Annotated in this window: 27 protein-coding genes; 15 read left to right on the top strand and 12 right to left on the bottom strand. The window is 61.0% G+C overall.

Features of this window, described 5'->3' with window-relative positions; genetic code table 11:
• The first annotated feature begins 87 nt into the window (after window positions 1-87).
• The gene (locus VIM98_RS02795; protein WP_331991571.1) at window positions 88-1,320 is read left to right on the top strand and encodes an MFS transporter; all 1,233 of its coding nucleotides are present in this window, start codon (window positions 88-90) and stop codon (window positions 1,318-1,320) included.
• Between the two features lie 11 nt (window positions 1,321-1,331).
• Window positions 1,332-2,102, top strand: coding sequence for an alpha/beta fold hydrolase (locus VIM98_RS02790; RefSeq protein WP_331991570.1), 771 nt, complete (start codon window positions 1,332-1,334; stop codon window positions 2,100-2,102).
• A gap of 132 nt (window positions 2,103-2,234) precedes the next feature.
• Here the strand turns inward: VIM98_RS02790 and VIM98_RS02785 are convergent, their stop codons facing one another.
• The 5 genes from VIM98_RS02785 to VIM98_RS02765 form a co-directional block, all read right to left on the bottom strand.
• Complete coding sequence (locus VIM98_RS02785) at window positions 2,235-3,200, bottom strand: glycoside hydrolase family 43 protein (RefSeq protein WP_331991569.1); 966 nt, start codon at window positions 3,198-3,200, stop codon at window positions 2,235-2,237.
• A gap of 55 nt (window positions 3,201-3,255) precedes the next feature.
• Window positions 3,256-3,588 (bottom strand): hypothetical protein, encoded by a 333-nt coding sequence (locus tag VIM98_RS02780; RefSeq protein WP_331991568.1) that lies wholly within the window; start codon window positions 3,586-3,588, stop codon window positions 3,256-3,258.
• Between the two features lie 147 nt (window positions 3,589-3,735).
• Window positions 3,736-4,119 carry a DUF427 domain-containing protein gene (locus tag VIM98_RS02775; protein ID WP_331991567.1) on the bottom strand — a complete coding sequence of 128 codons (384 nt, stop codon included), beginning with the start codon at window positions 4,117-4,119 and terminating at the stop codon, window positions 3,736-3,738.
• A 90-nt stretch (window positions 4,120-4,209) separates the two neighbouring features.
• On the bottom strand, window positions 4,210-4,827 hold the full coding sequence (gene pssA / locus VIM98_RS02770) for a CDP-diacylglycerol--serine O-phosphatidyltransferase (protein WP_331991566.1): 618 nt from the start codon (window positions 4,825-4,827) through the stop codon (window positions 4,210-4,212).
• Window positions 4,828-4,892: 65 nt separating this feature from the next.
• Window positions 4,893-5,288, bottom strand: coding sequence for a hypothetical protein (locus tag VIM98_RS02765; protein ID WP_331991565.1), 396 nt, complete (start codon window positions 5,286-5,288; stop codon window positions 4,893-4,895).
• A gap of 365 nt (window positions 5,289-5,653) precedes the next feature.
• On the opposite strand from VIM98_RS02765, the gene VIM98_RS02760 reads away from it, so the two are divergent.
• Complete coding sequence (locus VIM98_RS02760; RefSeq protein ID WP_331991564.1) at window positions 5,654-6,595, top strand: sensor domain-containing diguanylate cyclase; 942 nt, start codon at window positions 5,654-5,656, stop codon at window positions 6,593-6,595.
• 94 nt (window positions 6,596-6,689) lie between these two features.
• A complete protein-coding gene (locus VIM98_RS02755) occupies window positions 6,690-7,577 on the top strand; it encodes a PhzF family phenazine biosynthesis protein (RefSeq protein ID WP_331991563.1) in 888 nt (295 codons plus the stop codon).
• Between the two features lie 57 nt (window positions 7,578-7,634).
• Here the strand turns inward: VIM98_RS02755 and VIM98_RS02750 are convergent, their stop codons facing one another.
• The gene (locus VIM98_RS02750; RefSeq protein WP_331991562.1) at window positions 7,635-8,531 is read right to left on the bottom strand and encodes a Ku protein; all 897 of its coding nucleotides are present in this window, start codon (window positions 8,529-8,531) and stop codon (window positions 7,635-7,637) included.
• Between the two features lie 157 nt (window positions 8,532-8,688).
• On the opposite strand from VIM98_RS02750, the gene ligD reads away from it, so the two are divergent.
• The 4 genes from ligD (at window position 8,689) to VIM98_RS02730 (ending at window position 12,473) form a co-directional block, all read left to right on the top strand.
• Window positions 8,689-11,298 carry a DNA ligase D gene (ligD, locus tag VIM98_RS02745; RefSeq protein ID WP_331991561.1) on the top strand — a complete coding sequence of 870 codons (2,610 nt, stop codon included), beginning with the start codon at window positions 8,689-8,691 and terminating at the stop codon, window positions 11,296-11,298.
• The gene (locus tag VIM98_RS02740; RefSeq protein WP_331991560.1) at window positions 11,295-11,792 is read left to right on the top strand and encodes a hypothetical protein; all 498 of its coding nucleotides are present in this window, start codon (window positions 11,295-11,297) and stop codon (window positions 11,790-11,792) included. The genes ligD and VIM98_RS02740 overlap by 4 nt, the downstream gene beginning before the upstream one ends.
• A 91-nt stretch (window positions 11,793-11,883) precedes the next feature.
• Entirely contained in the window at window positions 11,884-12,036 is a 153-nt protein-coding gene (locus VIM98_RS02735; RefSeq protein WP_331991559.1) for a DUF3309 family protein, read from the top strand.
• Entirely contained in the window at window positions 12,036-12,473 is a 438-nt protein-coding gene (locus tag VIM98_RS02730; protein ID WP_331991558.1) for a hypothetical protein, read from the top strand. Before VIM98_RS02735 ends, VIM98_RS02730 begins: the two co-directional genes overlap by 1 nt.
• Before the next feature lie 13 nt (window positions 12,474-12,486).
• On the opposite strand, the gene VIM98_RS02725 is transcribed toward VIM98_RS02730, so the two are convergent.
• Window positions 12,487-12,735, bottom strand: coding sequence for a BON domain-containing protein (locus VIM98_RS02725; protein WP_331991557.1), 249 nt, complete (start codon window positions 12,733-12,735; stop codon window positions 12,487-12,489).
• Between the two features lie 343 nt (window positions 12,736-13,078).
• Between VIM98_RS02725 and VIM98_RS02720 the strand changes: the two genes are divergently transcribed.
• Window positions 13,079-13,264 (top strand): hypothetical protein, encoded by a 186-nt coding sequence (locus VIM98_RS02720; RefSeq protein ID WP_331991556.1) that lies wholly within the window; start codon window positions 13,079-13,081, stop codon window positions 13,262-13,264.
• Window positions 13,265-13,276: 12 nt separating this feature from the next.
• Here VIM98_RS02720 and VIM98_RS02715 read toward each other — a convergent pair whose 3' ends face one another.
• Both VIM98_RS02715 and VIM98_RS02710 read right to left on the bottom strand, forming a co-directional pair.
• A complete protein-coding gene (locus tag VIM98_RS02715) occupies window positions 13,277-13,828 on the bottom strand; it encodes a DUF4142 domain-containing protein (protein ID WP_331991555.1) in 552 nt (183 codons plus the stop codon).
• A 21-nt stretch (window positions 13,829-13,849) separates the two neighbouring features.
• Window positions 13,850-14,122 carry a stress-induced protein gene (locus VIM98_RS02710; RefSeq protein ID WP_331991554.1) on the bottom strand — a complete coding sequence of 91 codons (273 nt, stop codon included), beginning with the start codon at window positions 14,120-14,122 and terminating at the stop codon, window positions 13,850-13,852.
• Window positions 14,123-14,195: 73 nt separating this feature from the next.
• Here VIM98_RS02710 and VIM98_RS02705 point away from each other — a divergent pair, with 73 nt between their 5' ends.
• Window positions 14,196-15,611 (top strand): deoxyribodipyrimidine photo-lyase, encoded by a 1,416-nt coding sequence (locus VIM98_RS02705; RefSeq protein ID WP_331991553.1) that lies wholly within the window; start codon window positions 14,196-14,198, stop codon window positions 15,609-15,611.
• A gap of 24 nt (window positions 15,612-15,635) precedes the next feature.
• Here the strand turns inward: VIM98_RS02705 and VIM98_RS02700 are convergent, their stop codons facing one another.
• A complete protein-coding gene (locus VIM98_RS02700; RefSeq protein ID WP_331991552.1) occupies window positions 15,636-16,823 on the bottom strand; it encodes a cation:proton antiporter in 1,188 nt (395 codons plus the stop codon).
• Window positions 16,824-16,871: 48 nt separating this feature from the next.
• Complete coding sequence (locus VIM98_RS02695; RefSeq protein WP_331991551.1) at window positions 16,872-18,356, bottom strand: MFS transporter; 1,485 nt, start codon at window positions 18,354-18,356, stop codon at window positions 16,872-16,874.
• 145 nt (window positions 18,357-18,501) lie between these two features.
• Here VIM98_RS02695 and rnk point away from each other — a divergent pair, with 145 nt between their 5' ends.
• The 4 genes from rnk to VIM98_RS02675 all read left to right on the top strand — a co-directional run bounded on the left by rnk (window position 18,502) and on the right by VIM98_RS02675 (window position 22,902).
• Entirely contained in the window at window positions 18,502-18,915 is a 414-nt protein-coding gene (gene rnk / locus VIM98_RS02690) for a nucleoside diphosphate kinase regulator (RefSeq protein WP_331991550.1), read from the top strand.
• Between the two features lie 189 nt (window positions 18,916-19,104).
• Entirely contained in the window at window positions 19,105-21,477 is a 2,373-nt protein-coding gene (gene ligA / locus VIM98_RS02685; RefSeq protein WP_331991549.1) for an NAD-dependent DNA ligase LigA, read from the top strand.
• A 61-nt stretch (window positions 21,478-21,538) separates the two neighbouring features.
• Window positions 21,539-22,513: an EF-P lysine aminoacylase EpmA gene (gene epmA, locus VIM98_RS02680; RefSeq protein WP_331991548.1), complete on the top strand. Its 975-nt coding sequence runs from the start codon at window positions 21,539-21,541 to the stop codon at window positions 22,511-22,513.
• A complete protein-coding gene (locus tag VIM98_RS02675; RefSeq protein ID WP_331991547.1) occupies window positions 22,510-22,902 on the top strand; it encodes a VOC family protein in 393 nt (130 codons plus the stop codon). The genes epmA and VIM98_RS02675 overlap by 4 nt, the downstream gene beginning before the upstream one ends.
• Window positions 22,903-23,059: 157 nt before the next feature.
• Here the strand turns inward: VIM98_RS02675 and aqpZ are convergent, their stop codons facing one another.
• Window positions 23,060-23,764, bottom strand: a complete 705-nt coding sequence (gene aqpZ, locus VIM98_RS02670) for an aquaporin Z (protein ID WP_331991546.1) — start codon at window positions 23,762-23,764, stop codon at window positions 23,060-23,062.
• A 170-nt stretch (window positions 23,765-23,934) separates the two neighbouring features.
• Here aqpZ and VIM98_RS02665 point away from each other — a divergent pair, with 170 nt between their 5' ends.
• On the top strand, window positions 23,935-25,239 hold the full coding sequence (locus VIM98_RS02665) for an MFS transporter (protein ID WP_331991545.1): 1,305 nt from the start codon (window positions 23,935-23,937) through the stop codon (window positions 25,237-25,239).
• The last annotated feature ends 150 nt before the right edge of the window (window positions 25,240-25,389 follow it).

Here is a 25,389-nt window from a genome sequence, read left to right as displayed (position 1 = left end):
TGAATTTACGCGATCCGTGCAGGCCTCGGGGTTTCGGTGCGGTGGTCGATCGCCAATAATAGGATCTTTGCCGCTCCCCCGATCTCCATGACATCTACCCGAGTACGCCTGTTCGCGGTTTTCGCGGCGGGCTATTTTGTTTCCTTCCTGTTTCGCGGGGTGAACCTGGGGTTTGCGCCGTTCCTGACGCGTGAACTCGGGTTTTCAGCCAGCGATCTGGGCACATTGACCAGCATGTATTTCCTGGGGTTTGCCGGCGCGCAGATTCCAGCGGGTGTACTGCTGGACCACTATGGCCCCCGCCGTGTCACGGCTTGCGTCATGCTGCTTGCAGCCGTCGGGATCTTCGTATTCGGCAGCGCCAGCACCTTGCCGATGATGATGGCTGGCCGACTATTGATCGGCGTCGGCGTTTCAGTGTGCCTTGGCGGTGCGTTCAAGGCTACGGCACAGTATTTCCCGGTGACCCAGCTGACCTTGGTCAATGGCTTGGTGATGGCTGTCGGAGGCCTGGGCGGCGTGGCAGTGGGTACGCCATTGACGTGGCTTCTATCGATGACGGACTGGCGCTCGATCTGCACGGCGCTGGCGATCTTGACTGCGATAGTGGCCGCGTCGATCTGGCTGTTCGCGCCGGTGGCGCGCGATGCACACAAGCAGCCGAGTGTACTGGAGCAGTTCAAAGGCACCTGGCATATCCTGAGCAGCCGTGGCTTCTGGAAGCTGGCGGCCTTTTCAGGTTTAAATCAAGGCGTGTTTTACGCGATGCAGTCGCTCTGGGTGGGCGCGTTCCTGCACGATGTATTGCCTCAAACGCCAGATACTTCGGCACGCGTTGCCACATTGGTGTCGGTGCTGGGGGCGGCGTTTATCGTGGGTAATATCGCCTTCGGTGCCTTGGCGCGCAGCCTGGAAAAGCGCGGCATTTCGGTTTACCTGTTTTCCGGCATCACCATGATGTTGTTCGTGGCGGTGCAAGCGGCCATTGCATGGGGCGTCCCATTACCGGAAGCGTTGCTGTGGTCGGCCTATGGTGCTCTGGGAGGTACGGGTATCCTCACGTATGCCGTGCTGGCGCATTACTTCCCGGTACACTTGATTGGCCGGGTCAATACGACGTTTACCCTGGTGATCTTCCTGGCTATCTTCCTGCTGCAGATCGGCATCGGGCGTGCCTTGGGGCATTGGCCAGCCGTCGATGGGCACTATCCGCTGGTGGCGCACCGTAGCGTCTGGCTCGTCTTGGTCGTGGCGCAGTTGGTAGCTGCGGTTTGGTATTTCATGCCGGGACTGCGCCATGCCCGGAAAGCGGTGGATTGATGGAACTTGCGATGACTGCCGAACTTTCTCTGGATTATTTTCCTGGTCGCGACGGCGCCCGGTTGGCTTACCGGGCGTTGGGGCAGGGGCGGCCGCTGGTGTTGATCCACGGCTATTTTTCCAACGCGATGGTCAATTGGGTGCGCTACGGCCACGCCGCGAAGCTGGCAGCGATAGGTTATCGCGTGATCATGCCTGACCTGCGCGCGCACGGCGACAGTGCCAAGCCGCACGACGTGGCGGCCTATCCGCCGGACGTGCTGGCCGACGATGGCTTTGCGTTGTTGGAGCATTTGCAATTGGACGACTATGACCTGGGCGGCTATTCGCTCGGTGCTCGTACGACCATGCGCATGCTCGCCCGTGGCGCGAGGCCGGCACGGGCGGTCTTGTCGGGCATGGGCCTCGAAGGGTTGGTGGCTACAGCCGGCCGCAGCGGCTTTTTCCAGCGTGTTCTGACCGAGCCGGGAACTTTCGAACGTGGCTCGCCGGAGTTCATGGCCGAGGCTTTTCTGAAGACGACAGGCGGCGATCCTGTGGCTTTATTGCGTGTGCTCGATACGTTTGTGGATACGCCGCTGGAGGCGATTCGCCGGATCGCGACGCCGACCCTGGTGCTGATCGGCAGCGAAGATCGCGATAACGGCTCGGCACGTGCCCTTGCCGATGCCATGCCACAGGCGCGCTATACCGAGATGCCGGGTACGCATATGAGCGCTGTCACGTTGCCGGCGCTTGGGGCTGCGATGGCAGAGTATCTGGGGTCAGCCAACGAGGCCTGATGTCTTCCAGACCTCTCACGCAGAGGCAGCGAGTGGAGAGGGATGAGCAGATGGAGAAAGCCGGTACAGATACCGGCTTTGCTCTTACTTCTCAACGGTTCACCCGCTTTTTAGTCCAGCTGAGACGCGGTACTAATGTAAGGGATCGGGAGCCACGCCTTCGTTGGTGATCTTCACCGGCACAATATGCCCTTGCGTATCGAAGCTCATCCGGTCGATGGCGACGACGCGATGGTTCGCCGCCGTTTCGCCCAGTGGGCGGCGGTGATAGACGATGTACCAGCGGTCGCCCTTTTCGACGTGAAAAACCGAATGATGGCCGGCACCGGTCGCTACGGCCGGATCCTGCTGCAGAATCTTGCCAATGCGCTTGAACGGACCCAGCGGCGAATCGGCGATGGCATACGCCACAGAGTAGTCCGGCCCGGTCCAGCCGCCTTCGGACCACATCAGGTAATACTTGCCGTCGCGCTTGAACATGCACGGCCCTTCGACATAGTTCTGCGGCGTGATTTCCTTGTATTGGCTTCCATCGGGCAGGGTGGCTACGCCGCTGAAGTCGTCCTTTAACCGGGCAATGTTTGCATGGCCCCAGCCGCCATAGATGATGTAGTAGGCGCCGTCGCTATCCTTGAACACGAACTGGTCGATCGGCTGGGCGCCATTGTGGAAAGCTCCGATCAGTGGCTTGCCCAGGAGATCGCGATACGGACCCTGTGGCTTGTCGGCCACGGCTACGCCGATGCCGCCCACTTCCTTGTCGTTCTGGATGTCGTTAGCCGCGAAGAAAAAGTAGTACTTGCCGTCTTTGGCCACGAGCGCTGGCGCCCACATGGCCTTTTTCGCCCACTGCACGTCCTTGGCGTCGAGCACATCGCGATGACGCGTCCAATGCACCAGGTCGGGCGAGGAGAACGCGTCGAAGTAGGTCTGCTCGGCATAGGCGGCCGATGTGGTGGGAAATATCCAGTACTGCCCTTCGAAAATGGCCGCTTCCGGATCGGCATACCAGCCGGAAAATACGGGATTGCCTGCCTGGGCCACGGTTGAGCCAGCCATCAAACCCGCCGCCAGAAGCCATTTGCCTATGTTACGCATGCCGTGCTCCGCCTTGCCCATAAACGTGGCACTGTGCCACGTTGCGGCGCTGCCGTCAGCGCATGGCGGTACCTGACGGATGGCGCTGCCCCAGACCGGGCGGCTTCCACCCGCTGCGCTTGAGCTGCTCTTCGTAGTTAGCCAGACGACAAGCGGGAAGCTGCTCGAACCCATTCACCTGCGTGGCCGTACCTTGATGACAGGCTGCGATCACGTGCTTGCGCAGGCTATCGTCGTAATAGAGATTCAGCGGATCGTAGCGTGCCGTGCGCAGGGCATCGGATTTGGACGAACAGCCCAGGATGCCAAGCGTGATGGCCACCGCCAGCATGCCCATTTCTATGGCAGACGGCGCGCGCAGGCGCAATCTTTGCCCGTCTTGGGCCATGGAGCGTTTCCCCCTGTAAGCTGGACGAACCATTCGGTACATTGATGCTACGCAATATCGCACGATGCCGGCGTATCCGCATGGCAGTCACCTTGCAGGGTTGAGAACTGGCTGGCAATCGACCTTGTGGCCGAGTCGCCGCGGGCATCAATGAAGTGGCAAACGCTCGATGCTATCGATACGGTCAGGATAGAACGCCAGATGATCCTTGATGGCGGCAACCGCCGGGTAGGGCGATTCATAGGTCCATACCGCGTCGATACCGCGCTCGCCGGCAGCCTGGATGCTGTAGTACGAGCAGTCACCTTTATAGGGGCAGTAGGTGGCGTGCTTGCTGCGACTCAATTGGGCCATGTCGACGTCTTTGCGGGGGATGTAAAGCACGGCCGGGTAGTGCGCTTCCTTGAGCGAAAGGGCCTCGCGAGTATCGGCAATGGCCTTGCCGCCGGCGCGCACCACTATGCGTTCGCCACTCGGGACGATGCCGATGGGATGATCGGGGCCGGGTGTAAGGATCGGGCGGGCTGCCATGGGAGGTCTCCGGACGAGGATATGCTTAAGGTGTGTGGTCGCGATCCGGTGTCATCAATGCCCGGATTTGCTCTCAAGCATTATGAGACGCTATAGCTTCGGAATATGGATGCGGCTGATCATCAATGAACCGGAGAGCACAAACATCAGTACCAGCGGGTGCAGGGTGAAACTGTTCACATAGAACGTGCCCAGCCAGAGATTGTCGCCGATTGCACCGCTTCTGGCCGCGATGAACAGTACTGCGACCAGAAGCAACGACGTGGGGATCGGAGTCCCTTCGAAATATTTCACCTTGTCGCCGCCGTCGGACAACGCTTCGGCGGTGACGTTGTAGCGCGCCAGGCGCGACACGCCACAGGCGACGAAGAACACCAGAGCGGCCTTGTCCGGGCCGCTTTGCATGCCGCAGCCATAGGCGATAGCCGCCGGCAACACGCCGAAGGAGATCACATCGGCGAGCGAGTCGAGCTCACGGCCCATCGCCGAGGATTTCTGGCGCCAGCGCGCGATGCGACCGTCGAGCACATCGAATACCAGGGCGACCACGGCCAAGGCGCAGGCCTGGTACATCCAATAAAGATTGCCGTCATCCAGATAAGACATGACGGAAAACAAGGCGCTCACGCCGCAAACGGCGTTGCCCAAGGTGAACCAGTCGGCGAGGTGAAACTCGCGGATCATCGAGAAGGGGGTTTTGGTCGCCATAGACTGGAGAGTAGCGCAAGGGTGGCGAGCGGCCCAAGAGTCGCTCGCCACGGAGGATCCCTGGCTCAGGGGCGTTGCCTTGAACCCGGTGGAAAGAGGAAAACGACGTTGTCCGCCTCGATGGTCTGTTCTTCCATCGGTGCGAACTCATCGCTTTCATAGCGCGGTGTCGTGGGCGCGAGTTGATCCTCGGCCTCAAGCTTGCCGATCAATTCGGTCAGGTAGACATCGGCTTCCTGCTCGGTGGCGAAGCTCTCGGCCGGTTCGACCGAGGTCCAGAACGGCAGGCGCCACTTGCGGTAGTGGGTCTTGCGCCAGATCGAAGCGACATACATGCCGTCGCTGCGGCGAAACAAGTAGGCAATGAGATCGGCCGCCGGCAGGTGACGTGCAAAGATGAGCGTGTCGCCGTAGTCGACATCCACCGACCAGATACCGCCGTGTTTCTCTTCCCAAAGCATCAAGCACTCGCCTTGTCGTGATGGGACGCGAATAGTAGGGGATTGGGCCTGCTCGATCCTAAACCGCCCGGCAATTCTAATCCGCGCCGCCTCTTGCAGTTTGCTCCATCGGAGGCAGGCATGGACCTTGCTTCCTCGGTTGGGAGCGGGGCTCCACCTCGCCGCCACAGGGGAAAATATGCTGTTGCCACAAGCGTTACGGGACGCTGGCGCGGTCCTGGCCGAGATTTGGCTCGAGCCGGCTCGGAACGGGCCGCGCCGGGTGCCCATTTTGGGCAAGAATGCCTGCCGAGTGTCATCTGGCTGTCTTGTGCCGTCCACCGACATCGATCGGCCGGCACACCCGTACGGTTCCGAGGTTCGCGATGTCCTTGCTTGAGACCAACCTGGCCGAAGACCCGGCCGTGTACAAGACATTGCTGGAATCGACCCGGGCGATCCCCTGGAAGATCGATTGGGCCACCATGCGCTTCGCCTACATTGGCCCCCAGATCGGCGAGTTGTTGGGCTGGGAACCCTCCAGTTGGGTGACCGTGGAGGACTGGGCCTCGCGTATCCACGAGGAGGATCGCCAGCGCGTGGTGGATTTCTGCGTTTCGCAATCGATCGCCGGTATCGACCATGAGGCCGATTATCGCGCATTGTCGCGTAGCGGCGAGTATGTCTGGATACGCGATGTGGTTCACGTGGTGCGCAACGAGGATGGCACTGTCGATTCGTTGATCGGCTTCATGTTCGACATCAGCGAGCGCAAGAAGACTGAAGAAGAGCTGGTGTTGTTGCAGAAGGAACTGGAGGAAATGTCCTTCAAGGACGGCCTGACTGGCGTAGCCAATCGGCGCCGCTTCGATTTCGTCATGGAGCTGGAATGGACCAACGCACGGCGTAACCGGCAACCCCTGTCGCTGATCATGCTCGATATCGATTATTTCAAGCAGTACAACGATCATTATGGTCACCTTCGCGGCGACCAGTGCCTGAAGGAAGTAGCTGCGATCCTGCTGCAGTCGGCCAGGCGTGCGCGCGATTTCCTGGCGCGATTCGGCGGCGAGGAGTTTGTGCTGATCCTGCCCGAGACCGATGGCAAGGCCGCGACCAAGGTCGCCGAGCGTTGTCGCGAGATGCTGGCGAACGCGCAGATTCCGCATGAGGAGTCGCTCATAGACCAGGTGCTGACGGCGAGCATTGGAGTCAGCACCGTCGTGCCGTGCCTCGGCGATGACATGCGGGCGTTCATTGAGACGGTCGATCGGCGTTTGTACAAAGCCAAGCAGAAAGGACGGGATCGGATCGTTGCCGGCGATTAAAGCAGCGTGCGAAAAAACCGGCTCTTCTACGAGTGACGTCGCGCAACTGGGTATTGGGCTAAACTTCGAGCTCGTTTCTCAGATGGATTGGATCATGCCGCAGCGCCCTTTCAAGCAGGTCGATGTCTTTACCCGCACGCCGTTCAAAGGCAATCCGCTGGCGGTAGTGCTGGATGGCGAGGGCTTGAGTGCGGAAGCCATGCAGGGCATCGCGCGCTGGACCAATCTTTCCGAGACCGCTTTTGTGTTTCCGTCGGCTGTGCCGGAGGCAGATTATTCGGTACGCATTTTTGCGACTGACAAAGAGTTCATGTTCGCCGGCCATCCGACCTTGGGCACCGCTCATGCTTTGCTTGAGGCGGGGTTGCAACCACGCACACCGGGGCGCCTGGTACAGCATTGCGGAGTGGGCCTTGTGACCATCGAGATCGGCGAAGACGGTTCGCTGGCTTTTCAGGCGCCCCCGGTGAATATCGATGCCTTTGACGAGTCCCTGCGACCGTTGCTGGCCAAGGCACTGCGCAGCGAGGCCTGGCATGTGCAGCTATTGCCGGCACAGGTGGAGATGGGCAATCGCTGGCTGGTCGTCGGCTTGACCGATGCGCAGGCATGCCTGGATGTGGTGCCTGATGCGGGTGCCATGCAGGAACTGCTCGAGCGAAGCTCGCTGCATGGCGTGGCGGTGTTTGGCTTCTATCGAGAGACTGGACCTGCGGATATCGAAGTGCGTACGTTTCTGGTCGAGCAGGGCGCCTTGGTGGAGGATCCTGTCACTGGCAGCGCGAACGGCTGCATCGCGTGGTTGCTGGAAGCACAAGGCATGATGGGCGAGGCTGTCGGTCGTGCGCGTTACATAGCGAGGCAAGGGACCCGGCTGCAGCGTCATGGTTTGTTGATGGTGACTTATCGCGGCCAGACTCCGTGGGTCGGTGGGCATAGCACGACGCTGATTCAGGGAGTGATTGCTGCGGATCGGCATTGAAGAGCCCCTCATCCGTGCCCTCTCCCCGGCGAAGCCAGGGTAGGGGAGAGGAAGCTTTCAGCGCGAAGTGCTCCGCTTCCGCGCCGCTTTCTTGCCCGGCGCCCGTTTGTTGCGAGCCCTTTGCCTGGTCGCAGCCTTTTTCGCGGGCGTACGCCGCTTGGATTTCAAGCTCTGCTGCAGCAACGCCATGAAGTCGACCACGTTGGTCGCGGCATTCTCATCGGCGGTGGACTCTTCCTCGACAGCCGGCGTCACCGCACCCTTGGCCTTGAGTCGCTTCTCGATGACTTTCTGCAGCTTAGAACGAAACTCATCCTTGTAGTCGTCCGCATTCCATTCGGCAGACATCGATTCGATCAGCGTTTCGGCCATGTCCATCTCCTTGGCCGAAATACGAAACTTTGACAGTTGCCCGGCGGGTAGGCGGTATTCGTCGATATCGACCAGCTCCTGCGGGTAACGCATCAACAACAAAAGCAGCGCATCGTCTTTGGGTTGCACCGCGCACAAGTATTGGCGCGTTCGAATAACGACCTTGGCAATGCCGATCTTGCCCGTGCGCTTGAGTATCTCGCGCAACAGCACATAGCCTTTTTCGGCCTTCTTGCCTGGCACGAGTATGTAAGGCTTTTCGAAGTATTCAGGTCCGATGGCCGTGGCATCGACGAAGGCTTCCACCTCGACCGACTCATGGCTTTCCGGTGCCGCCGAAGCGATGTCTTCCGGCTTCAGGACGACGTAACTGCCTTTTTTGTACTCGAAGGCTTTGACCACGTCTTTCCATGGCACCTCCTCGCCGGTCTCGGCATTGATGCGCTCATAACGCACCGGTGACTTGTTGCGGCTGTCGAGCATGCGGAAATGAAGATCTACCGCGCGCTGCCCGGGCATCAAGGCAACCGGTACGTTGAGCAAGCCGAACGACAGCGTGCCGGACCAGATGGGACGGGCCATGACAATACTCCATGCAGGAGACAGCGCGGGTAGCAAGCAAATCCTCCCGGCGGTGAAACATGCGTGACTGTGGCGAGAAAATGCCGCTAGTTGCACGCGGATGTCACAGGGGCATGCTTAGGCTTTTCGACAACACCGCAACGAATCGGCACGACTCATGAGCCTTCGAGACTATCGGCGGAAGCGCGATTTTGCGCAGACGCGCGAGCCGCGCGGGCAGCGGGCGCGGGCCAGCGAACAGGCCATGTTCGTCGTACAGCTGCATCACGCGCGGCGGCGCCATTTTGATTTTCGTCTACAAGTCGGCGGGGTACTCAAGAGCTGGGCCGTGCCGAAAGGGCCCAGCTTCGATCCCAAGGTCAAGCGCCTCGCGGTAGAGGTCGAGGACCATCCATTGGACTATGCGGGATTCGAGGGCGATATTCCTGAGGGGCATTATGGGGCAGGTCATGTCGATCGCTTCGATCATGGCCGATGGCAGCCGGATGGCAATCCCTCTGCACAGCTGAAAAAGGGCCACCTGAGCTTTCAGTTGTTCGGCCGCCGTCTCAAGGGGCACTGGCATTTGGTGCGTAGCCATCGGCAGGAACGCCAGCCCGCATGGTTTCTGATCAAGGGCGACGATGAGTTCGCCGGAAAGCTTGAAGCCGATGATTTGCTCAACGAACGTATGAAGGCATCGACGGCCAAAGCGGCAAAAAAGAGTACGAGCAAAAAGGCCGCGGCGCCGAAACGCGCTGTAGTCGATAAAGGACTGAAACCTTCGTCGAAGCGGCCGGTCAGGCCGAAGAGGCTCGATGCCGCCGCTTGGAACAAACGTGCGGCCGATTTAGACGGGGCGCGGAAGCAGTCTATCGATGGAAAGTTCTTCGCGCCACAGTTGACGCGGCTAGCGGAAAAGCCGCCGCAAGGCGATCAATGGCTTCATGAGATCAAGTGGGACGGCTATCGGCTGCTGACGGCAGTGGCATCGGGCAAGGTGAATCTGTGGTCGAGGAACGCTATCGAATGGAACGACCGTGTGCCTGAACTTCACGCGGCGCTCGCCGCTCTGGGGCTGCATTCGGTGCGTTTCGACGGCGAGTTGATCGCCCTGGACGAGCAGGGTCGCAGCGACTTTGGGTTGCTGCAGAAGACTTTGGCGGGCGAAGAGAGCGCCGATCTTCGCTATGTTTTATTCGATCTTCTTCACTTGGAAGGCTACGATCTCAGCCGAGTTCCTCTGGTCAAACGCAAGGAAGTGCTAGAAGCCCTGATCAAGGCGGCACACAGCGATCGCCTCTTGTATAGCACGCATGCGGCGGGCGATGGCGATGCGGTCTTCGCTATGGCTGTGCAGCGGAATCTGGAAGGCATCATTTCCAAACGCGCAGACGGCATGCATCATGCCGGTCGCAGCGATGATTGGAAAAAGATCAAGCGCCTATCCAGCGATGAGTTTGCCGTGGTCGGTTATACGGCAGCCCGTGGCAGCCGTGTCGGATTCGGCTCTTTGCTGCTGGCACGGCCGGCTGCCGATGGCGGTTGGAATTTCGCCGGGCGAGTCGGTACTGGTTTCAGCGATAGCCAGTTGCAGTCCCTGACGGAGTCTTTGAAAAAGCATCCTGCAAAGACCCCACCGGTGCACAAACAGACGATCGACCCCTTGTTGCGCGGCGCACATTGGGTGAGACCGCGAGCGGTCGCAGAAGTGTATTTCCGCGGCATTGGCAACCAAGGGTTGCTCAGGCAACCATCGTTGAAAGCTTTGCGGTTGGACAAGTTGCCCGAAGATCTGCGCAACGGCGACAACACGCTGCGTCGCCGAGGAGATAAAGCTATGGCAAAGACATCGGCGACGCCGCGAAAACGGGGCGTGCGTGGCACGGCGTCCGAGGCGGTCGAAGTGGCGGGAATCGCCATCACGCATCCGGATCGCGAGGTATATCCGGGCGAAGGTATCACCAAGCAGGACGTGGCCGATTACTACTATGCCGTGATGGCGCATTTCCTGCCAAACGTGAAGGGGCGTCCCGTGTCGGTCATTCGCTGCCCGGGCGGAATCGCCAAGCAATGTTTTTTCCAGAAGCATGCCATCGATGGCCTCAAACACACCCCGAGCGCGCGACTGAAAGAAGAGTCGGGCGGCACAGGCGATTATCTTTATCCGGATGCGGCCGAAGCGGTGATCGAGCTGGTGCAATTCGGGGCGATCGAATTCCATCCCTGGGGATCGACTGTAGACGACCCGGATCGTGCGACATCGATGATTTTCGACCTGGACCCTGGCCCTGAAGTGAGCTGGCCGGATGTGGTTCGAGGTGCGCGTTGCGTGCGCGATCTGCTAAGCAAAGTCGGTCTGACATCTTTTGTTCGTGTTACAGGAGGAAAAGGCCTGCATGTCGTCGTACCGTTGAAGCCGGCTTGCGACTGGGAAACAGTCAGACATGTTGCACGCAGTTTTGCCCAGACCGTGGCCCGAACTTATCCGGATCGCTTTATCGCCGTAGCAAGCAAAAACAAACGGCAGGGACTGATTTTCATCGATTACCTGCGCAACGGTCGCGGTGCGACTGCCGTAGCGTCCTATTCGCTGCGCGCTCGTCCCGGTGCACCCGTCGCAGTGCCTCTGCGTTGGGACGAACTCGGTAAGCTCAAGGGCGCGGCATCTTTCGATATACGCACAGTGCCCAAGCGATTGACGCGGCAGCGCAGCGACCCATGGGATGGTTTTACCAAGCTTCGGCAGGATCTGTCGAAACTTTCCTTGCCGGAGGACGACGAATGAAAACGCGCCACGTTTACAGCACGCCGAATATCGCGATCGCGCATGCAGCCATGGCGGCTGCTCGCAGGGTCGGCATCGAAGACAATGATATTTCCCTGATCGCACGTTCGGACATCGAGCTTGAGGCTGTGCCCGACGATCGCCGTGTAGTCGATGGTGACTTTTACCCCGCCGCAGTGCGCGGCGTCACACTCGGTGGTGCAGCCGGACTGCTTGCAGGGCTGCTTGCCGTAGTAGTGACCCCCATCGGACTGACGCTCGCTGGCGTTGCCGCGACAACGATTGCGGGTGCCGCCGTCGGCACCTGGGCCAGTGCACTGGCCGGATCGGCTGTACCCGATCCCGTGCGGCGTAAATTCGAAGGTGAGATCGAACAAGGACACATCCTGGTTGTGCTCGATGGTGAAAAGGACGTGTTGAATTTAGCCGACGGTCCGGTACGTGAATCGGGCGCAACAGCTCTGCCGTTTGACACCCCCACCGTGATGAGCTGAACGCACAACTTGGACACACCATTGACGACAGAAGCTGCAAGGTGAGGCTGCATCGAAGCAGTCCTTAACTCATCCCCAAAAGGAGACGCTGATGTCGCTCATTCTTCTGATCGTGCTGGTGGTCTTGCTCATCGGTGCCGTACCTGCCTGGCCGTACAGCCGTGGCTGGGGCTATTACCCGAGCGGTGGCCTTGGCTTGATTCTCATCATCGTTATTGTATTGCTGCTGCTGGGCATCATTTGATGATGGGTGTGTCCGGGTCGCCCGAGCGTTTGCAGACCGTCGCGATACTGGCTGCATCGGTTAACGATGCGGACATCATCGAAATGAGCCTGCGGACTGCCGGCATGCGTAACCCCATCGTCAGGCATGCAACGGTCGACGGCTTGATCGATGCACTCGCCCGAGTGGATGGGGCGGATACCATAGCAGTGGCGATCGTCGAAAGTGGCGCATGGACGCGCCTGCAAGCTTGGCGGGAGAGTCAACAGCAGACGTCGCTGGTGCCCGTGGCGATTGTTTTCGATGAGGCGAGCGATCTGGCTGCGTTTGCCGGCGATGGTCCAAAAGAAGCGGTGGGAATTTTGCGGCCATTCGCAGCCAAGTCGTTCATCCGCGTATTGGAACGGTTGAGTTGTCGTTGGCTGCTGACCGGTTCGATGGGCGAGTCTGCGGTGTAAGGCCCTTGGTTCATCAGGGCAGTTCGGTTTGCGCGTGTTCCACCGTCAACCGATTTTCGACCCCGGTGATGAGGCCATGGACACTCGCGCGCACAATGGCCTCGATGTCGTCCTTGCATTGCTGGTTATCGACAGTTCCAGTGAGCAGGACGACGCCATGGTCGACCACGATGTCGATGTCGCGTCCGCGCGATGCGGACGCGACATCGAGGCGTTCGCGAATCGTCTGTAACCAACGAGCAAGATCGCTATCGGTCGGCATGGTGCAAAGCTCGTGGCACCGGATCGCCGATGGGTGGCGGCTCGCCTTGACCAGGTAATGGCGGCACGGACGGCGGCGGTGCTTCCGGCGGAAGATCTGGCGGAATCTCCGGAGGAAGCTCAGGCTGCGGCGGTGCAGGAGCCGGACCCGGCTCGGGCGGCTGCGGCATAGGCGGTGCCGGTGGGTTCGGAGGCGGTATTTCGTTCGGGAGATGAGCAATCATGGCCCATCCTTGCTCACAATCTGTTGTGCCACTGTGCAGAAGGTGTGGAGTCGCAGCAATGATTATTTTCCCTTCACTCGCATGCGCGCAACCTCGGTCGGGAACGATGAGGACAAAACGATGAGCGACCACGACCGCAAAGATTCGCATCATGATCATGACAAGCATCCTCCTGGTAAGGAAACACCCGAAGAGCGCGAAGCGCGCAAACGCCGGGAAAGCAGCAATCAGGATCAGTCGCTGGAAGAGACCTTTCCGGCTAGCGATCCGGTGTCGCCGTTCATCCCGGCCAAACCGCGCGAGTAGTCAAAGCTCGTTTCAGCGGCTGCCAGCGATTGCCTTGGCGAGCATTAGCTGGTGCTGCAGCATCGGTAATCGGTTCTGTGCGAACTGCTTCACATCGGGGTCGAGACTGTCGCGTGCGGCCGCGCCGAATGCTGCCAATGCACGCTGGCGCGAATCGATGACATCGTCCACGTAGCCGCGGTCGAATGCCGGCCCATGCAAGCCTTGCAGTTGCGTGCGTTTCTGATTTGCTGCAGGCGGCGGCATGGCCGGTTGTGCATCCTGCTTGAGATTGGTGAGCCGGACCAGTTCGCGATCGATCTGCATGTGGTCGTCCAGAAGTTGCTGTGCCAGCTGGCGTACCGACGGCGAGCTGGCCTGTTTGAGTGCAACTTGCGCCAATAGCACTTCGGCAGCCCCCTCGTTGGCCGCCTGCTGGAGGAACGCGCGGTCACGGGCATGAACGCCGTGGGCCGGCATGTCAGAAGCGTGGTTCAATTGGGGGTGGGCCACCAGGGCCATGGGCCATGCGGTGGCCAGCGCGATCGCTAGCAAGGTCTTGGACAACGCAGCGCCTTGGCGCATGGCCACCTCCGTTGGAAGATGTTATTCGGGTCTTGAATGCGGCTCTTCCGGTGTGCGCTTGCGCCGGCCCCTACCGCCCTTGCGGCCGATTTCTGCCATATGTTCACGATTGGCGCTGACGGCCTCGCCGCCCTTATGCCCTGCAATACGTGCTTCGTGCGTGTCGAATTCGTGGGCGTGACCGCTCGCATGGGCCGCCAGACCGCCCCGGCGGGCGATCTGGGCGCGTTGCTCGGCGTTCAGCCGGGCGAAACCGCGTAAGGGCTTGCTGGAGATTTCTTCACGTTCATTCATTAGTTCGACTCCGTCGTTTTGGCTTTTTGAGACGTTTTGCGACAACGTTGCACGGCAACGTTAGACTGCGTCGATGACTACATCTGCCATCGTCTGGTTTCGCCGTGACCTTCGCCTGACCGATCATCCGGCCTTGCACGCGGCTGCGGCGTCGTACGCATCGGTGTTGCCGTTGTTTATCCACGCGCCGGATGAAGATGGGGACTGGGCGGCGGGAGCAGCCGGCCGCTGGTGGCTGCATCAATCGCTTGCATCGTTGCAGGCGGCCTTGCGGCGGCAACACGTTGACCTGCATATCGGTCGCGGCGAATCGCTTTCGGTCTTGCGTGAAATAATTCGCCGCACGGGCGCAACCGCGGTTTACTGGAACCGTTTATATGAACCGGCGTCGATTGCACGTGACTCGTACATCAAGAAAGCCTTGCGCGCCGATGGCATCGAGGTGCACAGCTTCAATGCGGCGTTGTGGTGGGAGCCTTGGGAGATTGCGACGCGCCAGGAACAGCCGTATCGCGTGTTTACGCCGTTCTGGCGCCAGGCAAGGACGTTGCTGCATCCGGAGAAGCCGCTAGAGGCGCCCGCATCGCTGCATACGGTACGGCTCGAAGGCAGCCTGGGGCTGCAGCAATTGGAGCTGTTGCCGCGCGTGGCTTGGGATTCAGGATTGCGTGAGGCTTGGACGCCGGGAGAGGCCGGTGCGCAGGCGATGCTGGAGCTGTTTTCCGACGATGCGCTGAATGGCTACGCCGAGGGCCGCGATCTGCCGGCACGCCACGGCACGTCGCGCTTGTCGCCGCATCTGCATTTCGGCGAAATTTCGCCGCGCCAGATCTATGCCAGCTTGCATGCGCAGGCGCAGCGTCGCGATACCCGGCGCCGTCCCGATCTGGAGCCTTTCTTGCGTGAGCTGGGCTGGCGCGAATTCGCCCACCATTTGCTGTATCACTTTCCGCGCACGCCGAAGGTCAATTTCAACCCGGCCTTCGACCGCTTCACTTGGGCCCGGCGCAGCCCGACGCAGTTGCGCCGCTGGCAGCAAGGACGTACCGGGATTCCACTGGTCGACGCGGGTATGCGCGAGCTATGGCATACGGGCTGGATGCACAACCGCGTGCGCATGATCGTAGCCAGCTTCCTGACCAAAAATCTTCGCCAGCACTGGCACCACGGCGCGCGCTGGTTCTGGGACACACTGGTGGACGCCGATCTGGCCAACAACACCCTGGGATGGCAATGGGTGGCCGGCTGCGGCGCGGATGCCGCGCCGTATTTCCGTGTGTTCAATCCAGTCAGCCAGGCCCGCAAATTCGACCCCGAAGGGCGCTATCTGCGCCGCTGGTTGCCGGAATTGGCCGCTGTTTCGGACGAAGCCTTGTTCGAGCCGTGGAAGGAGCCGGGATTGCTCAAGCGCACTGGCTATCCCGCGCCTATGGTGGACCTGGGCGCTTCGCGAGAGGCGGCATTGGGGGCATATCGGGCGATGCGGTGAAGCGGCGCCCGGTGCGCCGTTGATTCAGCCTTCCGGCAAGCCCGCTTTTTCCTGGCGCTTCAGCAACACCGCCAACACTGGCGGCGTGACCATCGCCGTCAACAGCGACATCGCCACGATGATGGCGTAGGTGCGGTCGTTGAACACCCCGGCGGCCAAGCCCAGGCTGGCGATGACCACGCCCACCTCGCCGCGCGGCACCATGCCGAAACCGACGATGGCCGCGCCGCGCTGCCCTAGCGACAACGCGCCGAGGTAGCCGCCCAGTAGTTTGGAGACGATCGCGATCGCGGTAACCACGGCAAGCATCCACAGTGCTTCGCCGCTGGCGAGCTGTTGCAGGTCGATCTTGCTGCCGGTGATGACGAAGAAGAACGGCGTAAGCAGGGCGAGCAGGGGCTGGGTCTGTTTTTCCAGGGTGTGTTGCTGGCGGGTTTCCGAGGCGATCATGCCGGCCAGGAACGCACCGATGATGGCGGCCAGGCCGAATAGCGTCGACACATAGGCCAGCCCCAGGCAGAGCGCCAGCACGATGAGCAGCGGCGATTGGGGGTTGCTCGGTCGGTCGAGCCAGGACGAGTTCCAGCGCATGATGCGCGCGCCACCGAAGCCGATGACCGCGATAAAACCGATCGCACCGGCCAGCACCATCAGCAGGTGCATGGGGTTGAAGCCGTCGCCGCCTTGCAGCGAGGTCACCACGCCAAGCAGCAGCATGGCCAGGATATCGTCGATAACCGCGGCGCCCAGGATCACTTTGCTCTCCGTGCGCTGGAGGACACCGAGCTCCTGCAGGACGCGCGCGGTAATGCCAGCGGAAGTGGCAACGAAGGCGGCGGCGACGAACAGCGACTTGCTCCAGTCGAAACCCGAGCCATGCGCCCACAGGCTGCCCATGCCGAACGGGACGATCACGCCGAGCAGGCCCACCAGAAAGGCCGACTTGCCCACGCGTTTCAAGTCTTCCAGCCGGGTTTCCAGGCCGACCGAGAACAGCAGAAGGACGACACCGATCTCGGCAAGTACGTCCAATGGGGTGCCGGGAAGGATTTCTTCGGGCTTGAGCCAGCCAAGTACGGATGGCCCGATGATGGCACCGGCGGCGATTTCGCCGACTACGCCGGGCAGTTTCAGCCGTTGAGCGATCTCGCCGCCGATCTGCGCGGCCAGAAAGACAATAAAGAGAGTCAGAAGGATGTCGGCTGCGTGCATCGCTTGTTCTTCGGTTCAGTCCATGAACCCACATCCTACCCGTTCTTGCTATGCCCTGCCTGCCGCGGCCGTGCCCCGGTCCTTCTTCAGGCGGGCGAAGATCAGGCTGCCGACGGCTGTCACTAACGCCATCAGGATCACCGTCCAGCGGAAGGCCGCGATGTAGGCCTCATGCGCGTGGCCGCCCAGGAAAGCGGCCATCAACAGCGATGCAAGCGCGATACCGAAGCTCATCGACAGGTATTGTGCGGTGGAGGCCATGGAGGAAGCCATCGAGGCGAATTTTACGTCCAGGTCCTGGTACACAAGAGTGTTCATGGCGGTGTACTGCAGGCCCATGAAGCCGCCGTAGAGGAACATCATCAGCGCGATCAGCCACATCGGCGATTCGCGGCCGAGCAGGGCGAAGGACGCCAGCAGCACCGCAACGATAAGGGTGTTCGATAGCAGCAGGCGGCGGTAGCCCAGGGCCATCAACAGCCGGTTGACAGCCCACTTGGCGCTGATCGAGCCCAGCGCTTGCGGGACCATCATCAGGCCGGCCAGCACCGGCGGCCAGCCGCAGCCCACCTGCAGGAACAGCACGACCAGCAGGAACATGCCAGACACACCCAGCCGGGTGAACAAATTACCGGCCAGCGCTACCCAGACGTTACGGATGCGCAGCAGTTTCAGGTCCTGTACCGGATACTCGGTACGCCGGCTGTGCCACACATAGGCATAGCCAAACAGCGCCGCCAGCACCGCGCTGAGGGCAATCAGCCGCCACTCTCCGGGTGTGCCGGTCAGTTCCGATGCGGTCAGGAGCATGGCCGAGGCGAGCGCGAACAGGAAGAAACCGAGCAGGTCGAAGCGGTGCGCATGGTCCAGGCGGTAATCGGGCATGAACTGGCGATTCATCCACCAGCCGATTGCGCCGACCGGCACGTTGATCAGGAAAATCATGCGCCAGGAGGCATATTGCGCCAATGCCCCGCCGAGTAAAGGGCCAAGCACGGAACCCAGCAGGCCTACTGTGGCGACCGTGCTCATGGCGCGCACGAAATCGCGTTTGTCGATGCTGCGCACGAGCACATAGCGACCGACCGGCATCAATGCCGCACCGCCGAGCCCTTGCAGCACGCGTGCGGCGACTAGTTGGGGCAAGCTCTGCGCGATGCCGCAAAGCAGGGAGCCGAATGTGAAGATCGCAATAGCCGAGGCGAAAACCTTGCGCGTGCCAAAGCGGTCGCATAACCAGGGACTGGCGGGAATGAAGATTGCCAGGGTCAGTACATAGCTGGTCAGGGCGGTGCGCATACCCAGCGGCGTGACATTCAGCGCCTCCGCCATCGCTGGCACCGCCGTGTTGACGATGGTCGAATCCAGCGCCTGCATGAAAAACGCGGCAGCAACCAGACCGATCAGGCCTTGCTGGCTGGCACTGGATGCTCGGCCCGGTGGAGTGGGAGACAGATGGGGCGGGGTACTGGCAGCAACCGCGGCGGGCGCGGACGCGGGGAGTTCCGCTGGGGCGGCGGTAGGCTCTGGCATGATTTGTCTATAATACCTGCTATGGCAGTTTGATTTTTTGCGAAAGCGCGCCCAAAGTCAGGCGTTTTTCATCTATCGCCAGCTTCCACCAAGGACGTGGAAGCGGATTGCCTCTGTGCTCTCTTCTTTAAAGGATTAAGAAACCATGACCACGTCCAAGCCGCCGATTGTGCTCTCCAGTCTCGATGTGAAGCGACTGGAAGCCATGCTCGACCATATGTCACCGGCCGAAGCCGAGCGCTACGAGGCGCTGGCGGCCGAACTGGCTCGCGCCGACGTGGTAGAACCGGCCGATATGCCGCCCGGCATCGTGACAATGAATTCGACGGTGCGTTTTGAAGATGAAAGCACCGGCGAATCGAGCACGGTCACGCTGGTTTACCCCGCGCATGCCGGAGCGCCTGGCACGGTATCGATCCTCGCGCCGGTCGGCAGCGCATTGCTTGGCCTGTCCAGGGGACAGCAGATCGACTGGCCGACGCCGGACGGCCGCAAACGCCGACTGCGCGTGCTGGATATTGAATACCAGCCCGAAGCGTCGGGGCACCTGCATCGCTGAGCTATCGGGCTGACTCTCAAAGACGTGAGCGAATAGGAGTGAGCTAGAGCAGAAGGACCACTTCTCTCCGCTCATTCCTTGGGCGGTCGTGCTGAAGCTCCCCAGGCTGCGCCAGGTTGCATTTTTCCGTCCCCCGCATGTGCCGAAGAACGCCAAGTCGCTACACTTTGGCGATATGAGGACGATTGCATGAGCCCCACCCAGCCCAAGACCCGCGCCGCCGAGCTGCGCACCCAGATCGAGCACGCCAATTATCGCTACCACGTGTTGGACGATCCGGAGATTCCGGATGCCGAATACGACGCATTGATGCGCGAACTGGAGGCGCTGGAAGAAGCCCATCCCGAACTGGCCACCCCCGATTCGCCCAGCCGGCGCGTCGGCGCCAGGGCGCAGGGCGGTTTCGCCGAAGTGCGCCACGCTATCCCCATGCTTTCCTTGAGCAACGCGTTCGAGCAGGAAGGCGGTACGCCACGCGAGCGTTTTCATGAAGTGGCGGAGTTCGAGCGGCGCATCGAGCAGGCGCTGGACCGGCGCCTGCCGGTGTTTTCAGTAGAGCCCAAGCTCGACGGTCTGGCCATCAGTCTGCGCTATGAAGATGGCATCTTTGTCCAGGGTGCGACCCGTGGCGATGGCGAAACTGGCGAGGACGTGACCGCCAACCTGCGCACCGTGCGCGCGATCCCCTTGCGCCTACGTGGCAAGGATTGGCCGCGTGTGCTCGAAGTGCGCGGCGAAGTGATCATGCTGCGCAGGGATTTCGAAGCGTTTAACGAGCGCGCTCGCAAGACGGGAGAAAAGCCGCTGGCCAATCCGCGCAATGGCGCCGCCGGTTCGCTGCGCCAGCACGATCCGGCCATCACGGCGCGGCGCAAACTGAGCTTCTTTGCCTATGCGGTGGGGCAAGTAGAGGGGTTCGACTTGCCCGAGACACATTCGCAAACGCTCAAGATGTTGCGTGACTGGGGTTTCCCGGTCTCGCCCGAAGTTGGCACCGCCAAAGGCTTCGAGGGGCTGATTGCATATTTCGAACGCATCGGTGCGAAGCGCGAAGCGTTGCCTTACGACATCGATGGTGTGGTTTACAAGCTGGACGACTACGCTGGCCAACGCGCGATGGGCTTTGTTTCGCGCGCACCGCGTTGGGCGATCGCGCACAAGTTCCCCGCGCAGGAGCAGAGCACCGAAGTCGTTTCGATCGATATCAATATCGGTCGCACTGGCGCGGCGACACCCACTGCGCATCTGGCGCCGGTGTATGTCGGTGGCGTGACCGTCACCAATGCCACCTTGCACAACGCCGACCAGGTGGCGCGGCTGGATGTGCGCGTCGGTGACACTGTGATCGTCCGTCGCGCCGGCGACGTGATTCCGGAAGTGGTGCGGGTGATTCTCGATCGACGTCCGGCGCACACCGTGCCGTGGCAGATGCCTTCGCATTGTCCGATTTGCGGGTCGGCGCTGGTACGCGAGGAGGGCGCCGCAGTGTGGCGTTGCTCCGGCGGTCTGGTGTGTCCGGCACAGCGCAAGGAGGCGATCATCCATTTTGCCGGGCGACGTGCGATGGATGTCGAAGGCCTGGGCGAGCGCTTTGCCGAGGCGCTAGTCGATTTCGACTATGTGCGCACGCCGGCGGATCTGTACAAACTCACGCTCGACGATTTCCTGGAGATGAAGCGTCGCGCGGATGAGCGCGATGGCACTACCCCAGAGACCGTCAAGGCCGGCAAGGTGGCCACCAAGTGGGCCGAAAACCTGATCGAAGGAATCGAGGCGAGCAAGCACACCACCTTGCCGCGGTTCCTCTTCGCGCTCGGCATCATGCATATCGGGGAGAGCACAGCCAAGACGTTGGCTGCCTGGCTGGGGCGGCTGGAGATTATCCGGGCCATGCCCGAGCCCATCCTTCGCGTGTTGCCGGATGTCGGCGGCGAAGTGGCCAAGTCGATCGCGGCGTTTTTCGCGCAGGAAGGCAACCAGGAAGTGGTCGACGCGCTACTGGCTGCGGGTATCGTCTTCAGCGACGAAAGCACGCCCTCGCCCAAACTGCGTCAGCAACTGAGCTTGTCGGTACTATTGGATAACGCCAAGATTGCCAAGCTCGGCCCCAAGAGCACTCGCCTCCTGGCAGAGCATTACTCCACGCTGGACAAGTTGATTGCCGCCGGTCCACCGCAATGGATCGTGGCCGGCTTGCCGCAGGCGGCGTCATTGGGGCTGGAAGCCTATCTGGCCAGTGCCGAGGCATTAGCCGAGCTTCGTGGCGCCGAAGCGGCCATGCACCGCCTGCTCGAGGCGATCCCGAAGCAGGCCGCAACTGCCAGTGCGCCGCTGGATGGTCAGACCGTGGTGTTGACCGGCACCTTATCCTCGCTCGGTCGTGACGAAGCCAAGGAGCGGCTGGAAGCGCTGGGTGCCAAGGTGGCCGGTTCGGTTTCCAAGAAAACCAGTTTCGTCGTGGCAGGAGAGTCGGCAGGCTCCAAGCTGGATAAAGCGCAGGAACTTGGCGTGCCCGTGTGGGACGAAGCTGCGCTCCTGGCATTGTTGAAGCAGCACGAGTAGGGACACGGTCTGTGCGCGGCGGCTCTTAAAAACCGCTGCGCATCCGGCGATACTTTCAACCATGCCCGCCCCCATCCCACACCCCTCGACGACTACTTATGCCTTGCGCCTGCGCGCCAAGGTGTATGCCTTGATCCGCCAGTTCTTCGCCGAGCGCGGCGTCCTCGAAGTAGAAACGCCGATCCTCTCGGCGGCGGGCAATACCGATCCGAACATCGAAAGCTTTCACACAACCTTCCATGGTCACGTGGATGCCGGTGCGCGCGAGCGTTGGCTGCGCACGTCGCCGGAATACCCGCTCAAGCGTCTGCTTGCCGCCGGTGTCGGCGATTGCTACGAACTGGGCCGGGTATTCCGCAACGCCGAGGCAGGCGGACGCCACAATCCCGAATTTACGATGCTGGAGTGGTATCGCGTCGGTTGGGATCATCGCCGTTTGATGGAAGAAACCGTCGCCTTGGTCGAGGCCGCACTGGCGATGGTCGGGCGCCGTTGCGAAGTGGTCGTCGAGAGCTACCGGCAATGGTTTATCGACGAATTGCTGCTCGATCCGGTGCATGCGCCCATAGACGCCTTGCGCGAACCGCTGGCGGCGTTTGGCATCGAACCGGCGGGGCTGACGCGCGACGATTGGCTGGACCTGTTGATCACACATATCCTGCAGCCGGCGTTCCCTGACGATCGCATCACCTTGATCCACGATTACCCGGCCAGCCAGTGCGCGTTGGCGAAAATTCGCCCGGGCGATCCACCGATGGCCGAACGCTTCGAGCTTTATCTGGGACGCTACGAACTGGCCAATGGCTATCATGAACTCAACGATGCGGCCGAGCAGCGCATACGTTTCGAGCGCGATAATGCCGTGCGGCGCCAGCGCGAGCAACGTGAAGTACCTATCGACGAGAATCTGCTTGCCGTGCTCGATCGCATGCCGGACTGTGCCGGAGTCGCGCTCGGCGTGGAGCGATTGCTGATGTGTCTGAGCGGCAGCGATGCTATTGCCGATGTATTGGCGTTTCCGTTCAGCGAGGCATGACTGCCGTGCTCAAAGCCATCCATCATGTTGCGTTGATCTGTTCCGACTACGCGCGTTCGCGTGCCTTCTACCACGAGGTGCTGGGGCTAGCGATCGTTCGCGAGGTATATCGCGAGGCGCGGGAGTCGTGGAAATGCGATCTGGAAGTAAGTCCCGGCGTAAGCCTGGAGCTGTTTTCGTTTCCCTCGTCGCCACCGCGTCCATCCTATCCCGAGGCACAAGGACTTCGGCATCTGGCTTTTGCCGTCGACGATATCGATGCGGCCATCCGGCGATTGTCGTCGCATGGTGTGACGTGTGAACCGGTGCGTGTGGATGAATACACGGGAAAGCGTTTTACGTTCTTTGCCGATCCGGACAAGCTGCCGATCGAGCTTTACGAACGTTGAAGCTCGAAGTATTCCAGGCAATCTCCAATAACCCTTCCTATTGTCGTCCCAGCGGACGCCGGGACCCAGAGCCTTTCACGTATCGGAGCTTAAGACGCTGGGTCCCAGCTTTCGCTGGGACGACGAGCAGGGATGCCGCGTGAAGAACAAAGTTGCCTTAAGGCTTCTTATCCTCAAGCAACCCGCGATAGATCAACCCGCCGACCGCGCCGCCGATCAGTGGCACCACCCAGAACAGCCACAACTGTCCGAGCGCCCATCCGCCCTGAAACACCGCCACACCCGTACTGCGTGCAGGATTGACCGAGGTATTGGTGACGGGGATGCTGATCAGGTGGATCAGAGTGAGAGCCAGACCGATGGCCAGCGGTGCGAAGCCGGTCGGCGCCAGACGGTGCGTGCTGCCGCAGATGACGATCAGGAAAAACGCGGTCAGCACAAATTCGGCCACAATGGCCGCGCCCATCGAGTAACCGCCCGGGGAGTGTTCGCCGTAACCGTTGGAAGCGAAACCGCTGGCTGCCGCATCGAAACCCGGTTTGCCGCTGGCGATGGCGTAGAGCACGGCGCCTGCGGCGATGCCACCGATGACCTGAGCGATGATGTATGGAATGACATCCTTGGCCGGCAGGCGTCCACAGGCAGCCACACCCACGGTTACGGCGGGATTGAAGTGCGCACCGGAAATATGGCCCACCGCATAGGCCATGGTGACGACAGTCAGACCGAAGGCCAGTGCGACACCGGCGAAACCGATACCCAGTTCCGGAAAGGCCGCAGCTAATACTGCGCTACCGCATCCGCCGAATACCAGCCAGAACGTGCCGAAGAATTCGGCGGTCAAGCGTTTACCCAGGCTCATTATTCCTCTCCTCGCCATAACACAGTGGAAAATCCAGCTTGCGTATGCCCCCAGGAAGTCCCCCAGTCCCGGGTGACGGGCGCTAGGCTAGCAAAAGCAGGGCGAATGTGAAGACGTTTGTGCGCGCTGGTGGTATATGTGGCGCCCCTGTCATTCGCGCTGGACGTTTCATGCAAGCTGCAAGTCCCTTGTCGCCGGTACCTTCTCAAGCTTTGAGCCGCGGCGATATCAAAACGCTTTTCCTGGCCGCGCTCGGTGGTGCGCTGGAGTTCTACGATTTCGTCGTATTTCTTTTCGTGGCCGCGCCGCTAAGCCATTTGTTCTTTCCACCGGGCACGGCACCCTGGCTGGCCAAGCTGCAGGTATACGGCATTTTCGCCGCGGGTTATCTGGCCCGCCCGTTGGGCGGCATCGTGATGGCCCATTTTGGCGATCGTTCCGGTCGCAAGAAAATGTTCACCTTGAGCGTGTTCCTGATGGCGCTACCGACACTCGTGATCGGCTTGCTGCCCGTGCACGCGCAGATCGGCCTGGCCGCCCCGCTTTTGCTGTTATTGCTGCGTATTACTCAGGGCGTGGCGATCGGCGGCGAAGTGCCCGGTGCCTGGGTATTCGTGGCCGAACATGCTCCTCCTGGCCGTGTGGGCTTTGCTGTGGGTAGCCTGACCTCGGGTCTGACGGTCGGCATCCTGTTGGGTTCTTTGCTGGCGGCCTGGTTGCATCACGAACTGACACCTGCACAGATGCTCGACTGGGGGTGGCGCGTGCCGTTCCTTATCGGCGGGGTGTTCGGTTTCGTCGCCGTCTGGTTGCGGCGCTGGTTAAGCGAAACACCCGTGTTCGCCGCCATGCGCGAGCGCAAGGAATTGAGCCGCGAATTGCCGCTGCGTAGCGTGCTGCGCGGTCATCTTGGCGGTGTGGCGCTTTCGATGCTGACCACATGGATGCTGACAGCAGCGATCCTGGTGCTGATCCTGATGTTGCCCAGCCTGGTGCAGAAACCATTCAACCTGGCACAGGACGATGTCTCGCTGGGCAACAGCCTGTCCGCGCTTTGCCTTGCGATCGGTTGTGTGTTCTTCGGCTGGCTGGTCGATCGTATCGGCGCTGCCTGGGCGCTGATCGTCGGTTCGTTGGGACTGATTCTTGGCACTTACGGCCTTTACGACGATCTGGCCGCCGGTGGCGCGCATTTCCTCGTACTGTATCCGGCGGTGGGCTTCCTGGTCGGTTCGGTTGCCGTGGTGCCATGCCTGATGGTTGCGGCATTTCCGCCGGCGATCCGCTATTCGGGTTTGTCGTTCGCCTACAACGTGGCGTATGCGGTGTTCGGTGCGAGCACCGCTGCGTTGATTGGATTGATGGCCGAGCGGGTAGGGCAAACGGCACCGGCGCACTACGTCGTCATCACCGCGGCAGTGTCATTGCTGGTGGGCGTCTATGTGTTGGTACGACGTAAGAAGGTTTCGTACTGAAGAGCGTTACCCCCTCACCCCAGCCCCTGAGGTATCCCCACGTTTTTCACGTAGAGATGCCGGTGTACACCCAAGTCAGAGGACCGCTGGAGATGGCTCGGATGAATTGCCGTAGTTGGTTTTTGGGAGGCCACCAGAGGTGGCGTTTGA

Origin of the sequence: Dyella sp. (assembly GCF_036568765.1) — a bacterium.
Classification (GTDB): Bacteria; Pseudomonadota; Gammaproteobacteria; order Xanthomonadales; family Rhodanobacteraceae; genus GSA-30.
The sequence above is the reverse complement of the archived record's forward strand: the minus strand, read 5'-3'. Positions and strand labels throughout refer to the sequence as shown.

Excerpts from the sequence above, each read along its gene's own strand:
- VIM98_RS02790 (WP_331991570.1), top strand. The coding sequence starts at position 1,332 with ATGACTGCCGAACTTTCTCTGGATTATTTTCCTGGTCGCGACGGCGCC.
- VIM98_RS02715 (WP_331991555.1), bottom strand. The coding sequence starts at position 13,828 with ATGCGCCAAGGCGCTGCGTTGTCCAAGACCTTGCTAGCGATCGCGCTG.
- ligD (WP_331991561.1), top strand. The coding sequence starts at position 8,689 with ATGAGCCTTCGAGACTATCGGCGGAAGCGCGATTTTGCGCAGACGCGC.
- VIM98_RS02675 (WP_331991547.1), top strand. The coding sequence starts at position 22,510 with ATGACTGCCGTGCTCAAAGCCATCCATCATGTTGCGTTGATCTGTTCC.
- VIM98_RS02765 (WP_331991565.1), bottom strand. The coding sequence starts at position 5,288 with ATGCTTTGGGAAGAGAAACACGGCGGTATCTGGTCGGTGGATGTCGAC.
- VIM98_RS02705 (WP_331991553.1), top strand. The coding sequence starts at position 14,196 with ATGACTACATCTGCCATCGTCTGGTTTCGCCGTGACCTTCGCCTGACC.
- epmA (WP_331991548.1), top strand. The coding sequence starts at position 21,539 with ATGCCCGCCCCCATCCCACACCCCTCGACGACTACTTATGCCTTGCGC.
- VIM98_RS02755 (WP_331991563.1), top strand. The coding sequence starts at position 6,690 with ATGCCGCAGCGCCCTTTCAAGCAGGTCGATGTCTTTACCCGCACGCCG.
- VIM98_RS02750 (WP_331991562.1), bottom strand. The coding sequence starts at position 8,531 with ATGGCCCGTCCCATCTGGTCCGGCACGCTGTCGTTCGGCTTGCTCAAC.
- VIM98_RS02725 (WP_331991557.1), bottom strand. The coding sequence starts at position 12,735 with ATGCCGACCGATAGCGATCTTGCTCGTTGGTTACAGACGATTCGCGAA.
- VIM98_RS02730 (WP_331991558.1), top strand. The coding sequence starts at position 12,036 with ATGATGGGTGTGTCCGGGTCGCCCGAGCGTTTGCAGACCGTCGCGATA.
- VIM98_RS02695 (WP_331991551.1), bottom strand. The coding sequence starts at position 18,356 with ATGCCAGAGCCTACCGCCGCCCCAGCGGAACTCCCCGCGTCCGCGCCC.
- VIM98_RS02720 (WP_331991556.1), top strand. The coding sequence starts at position 13,079 with ATGAGCGACCACGACCGCAAAGATTCGCATCATGATCATGACAAGCAT.
- VIM98_RS02780 (WP_331991568.1), bottom strand. The coding sequence starts at position 3,588 with ATGGCCCAAGACGGGCAAAGATTGCGCCTGCGCGCGCCGTCTGCCATA.
- VIM98_RS02760 (WP_331991564.1), top strand. The coding sequence starts at position 5,654 with ATGTCCTTGCTTGAGACCAACCTGGCCGAAGACCCGGCCGTGTACAAG.
- pssA (WP_331991566.1), bottom strand. The coding sequence starts at position 4,827 with ATGGCGACCAAAACCCCCTTCTCGATGATCCGCGAGTTTCACCTCGCC.
- VIM98_RS02665 (WP_331991545.1), top strand. The coding sequence starts at position 23,935 with ATGCAAGCTGCAAGTCCCTTGTCGCCGGTACCTTCTCAAGCTTTGAGC.
- VIM98_RS02775 (WP_331991567.1), bottom strand. The coding sequence starts at position 4,119 with ATGGCAGCCCGCCCGATCCTTACACCCGGCCCCGATCATCCCATCGGC.
- VIM98_RS02795 (WP_331991571.1), top strand. The coding sequence starts at position 88 with ATGACATCTACCCGAGTACGCCTGTTCGCGGTTTTCGCGGCGGGCTAT.
- ligA (WP_331991549.1), top strand. The coding sequence starts at position 19,105 with ATGAGCCCCACCCAGCCCAAGACCCGCGCCGCCGAGCTGCGCACCCAG.
- VIM98_RS02740 (WP_331991560.1), top strand. The coding sequence starts at position 11,295 with ATGAAAACGCGCCACGTTTACAGCACGCCGAATATCGCGATCGCGCAT.
- aqpZ (WP_331991546.1), bottom strand. The coding sequence starts at position 23,764 with ATGAGCCTGGGTAAACGCTTGACCGCCGAATTCTTCGGCACGTTCTGG.
- VIM98_RS02785 (WP_331991569.1), bottom strand. The coding sequence starts at position 3,200 with ATGCGTAACATAGGCAAATGGCTTCTGGCGGCGGGTTTGATGGCTGGC.
- rnk (WP_331991550.1), top strand. The coding sequence starts at position 18,502 with ATGACCACGTCCAAGCCGCCGATTGTGCTCTCCAGTCTCGATGTGAAG.
- VIM98_RS02700 (WP_331991552.1), bottom strand. The coding sequence starts at position 16,823 with ATGCACGCAGCCGACATCCTTCTGACTCTCTTTATTGTCTTTCTGGCC.
- VIM98_RS02735 (WP_331991559.1), top strand. The coding sequence starts at position 11,884 with ATGTCGCTCATTCTTCTGATCGTGCTGGTGGTCTTGCTCATCGGTGCC.
- VIM98_RS02710 (WP_331991554.1), bottom strand. The coding sequence starts at position 14,122 with ATGAATGAACGTGAAGAAATCTCCAGCAAGCCCTTACGCGGTTTCGCC.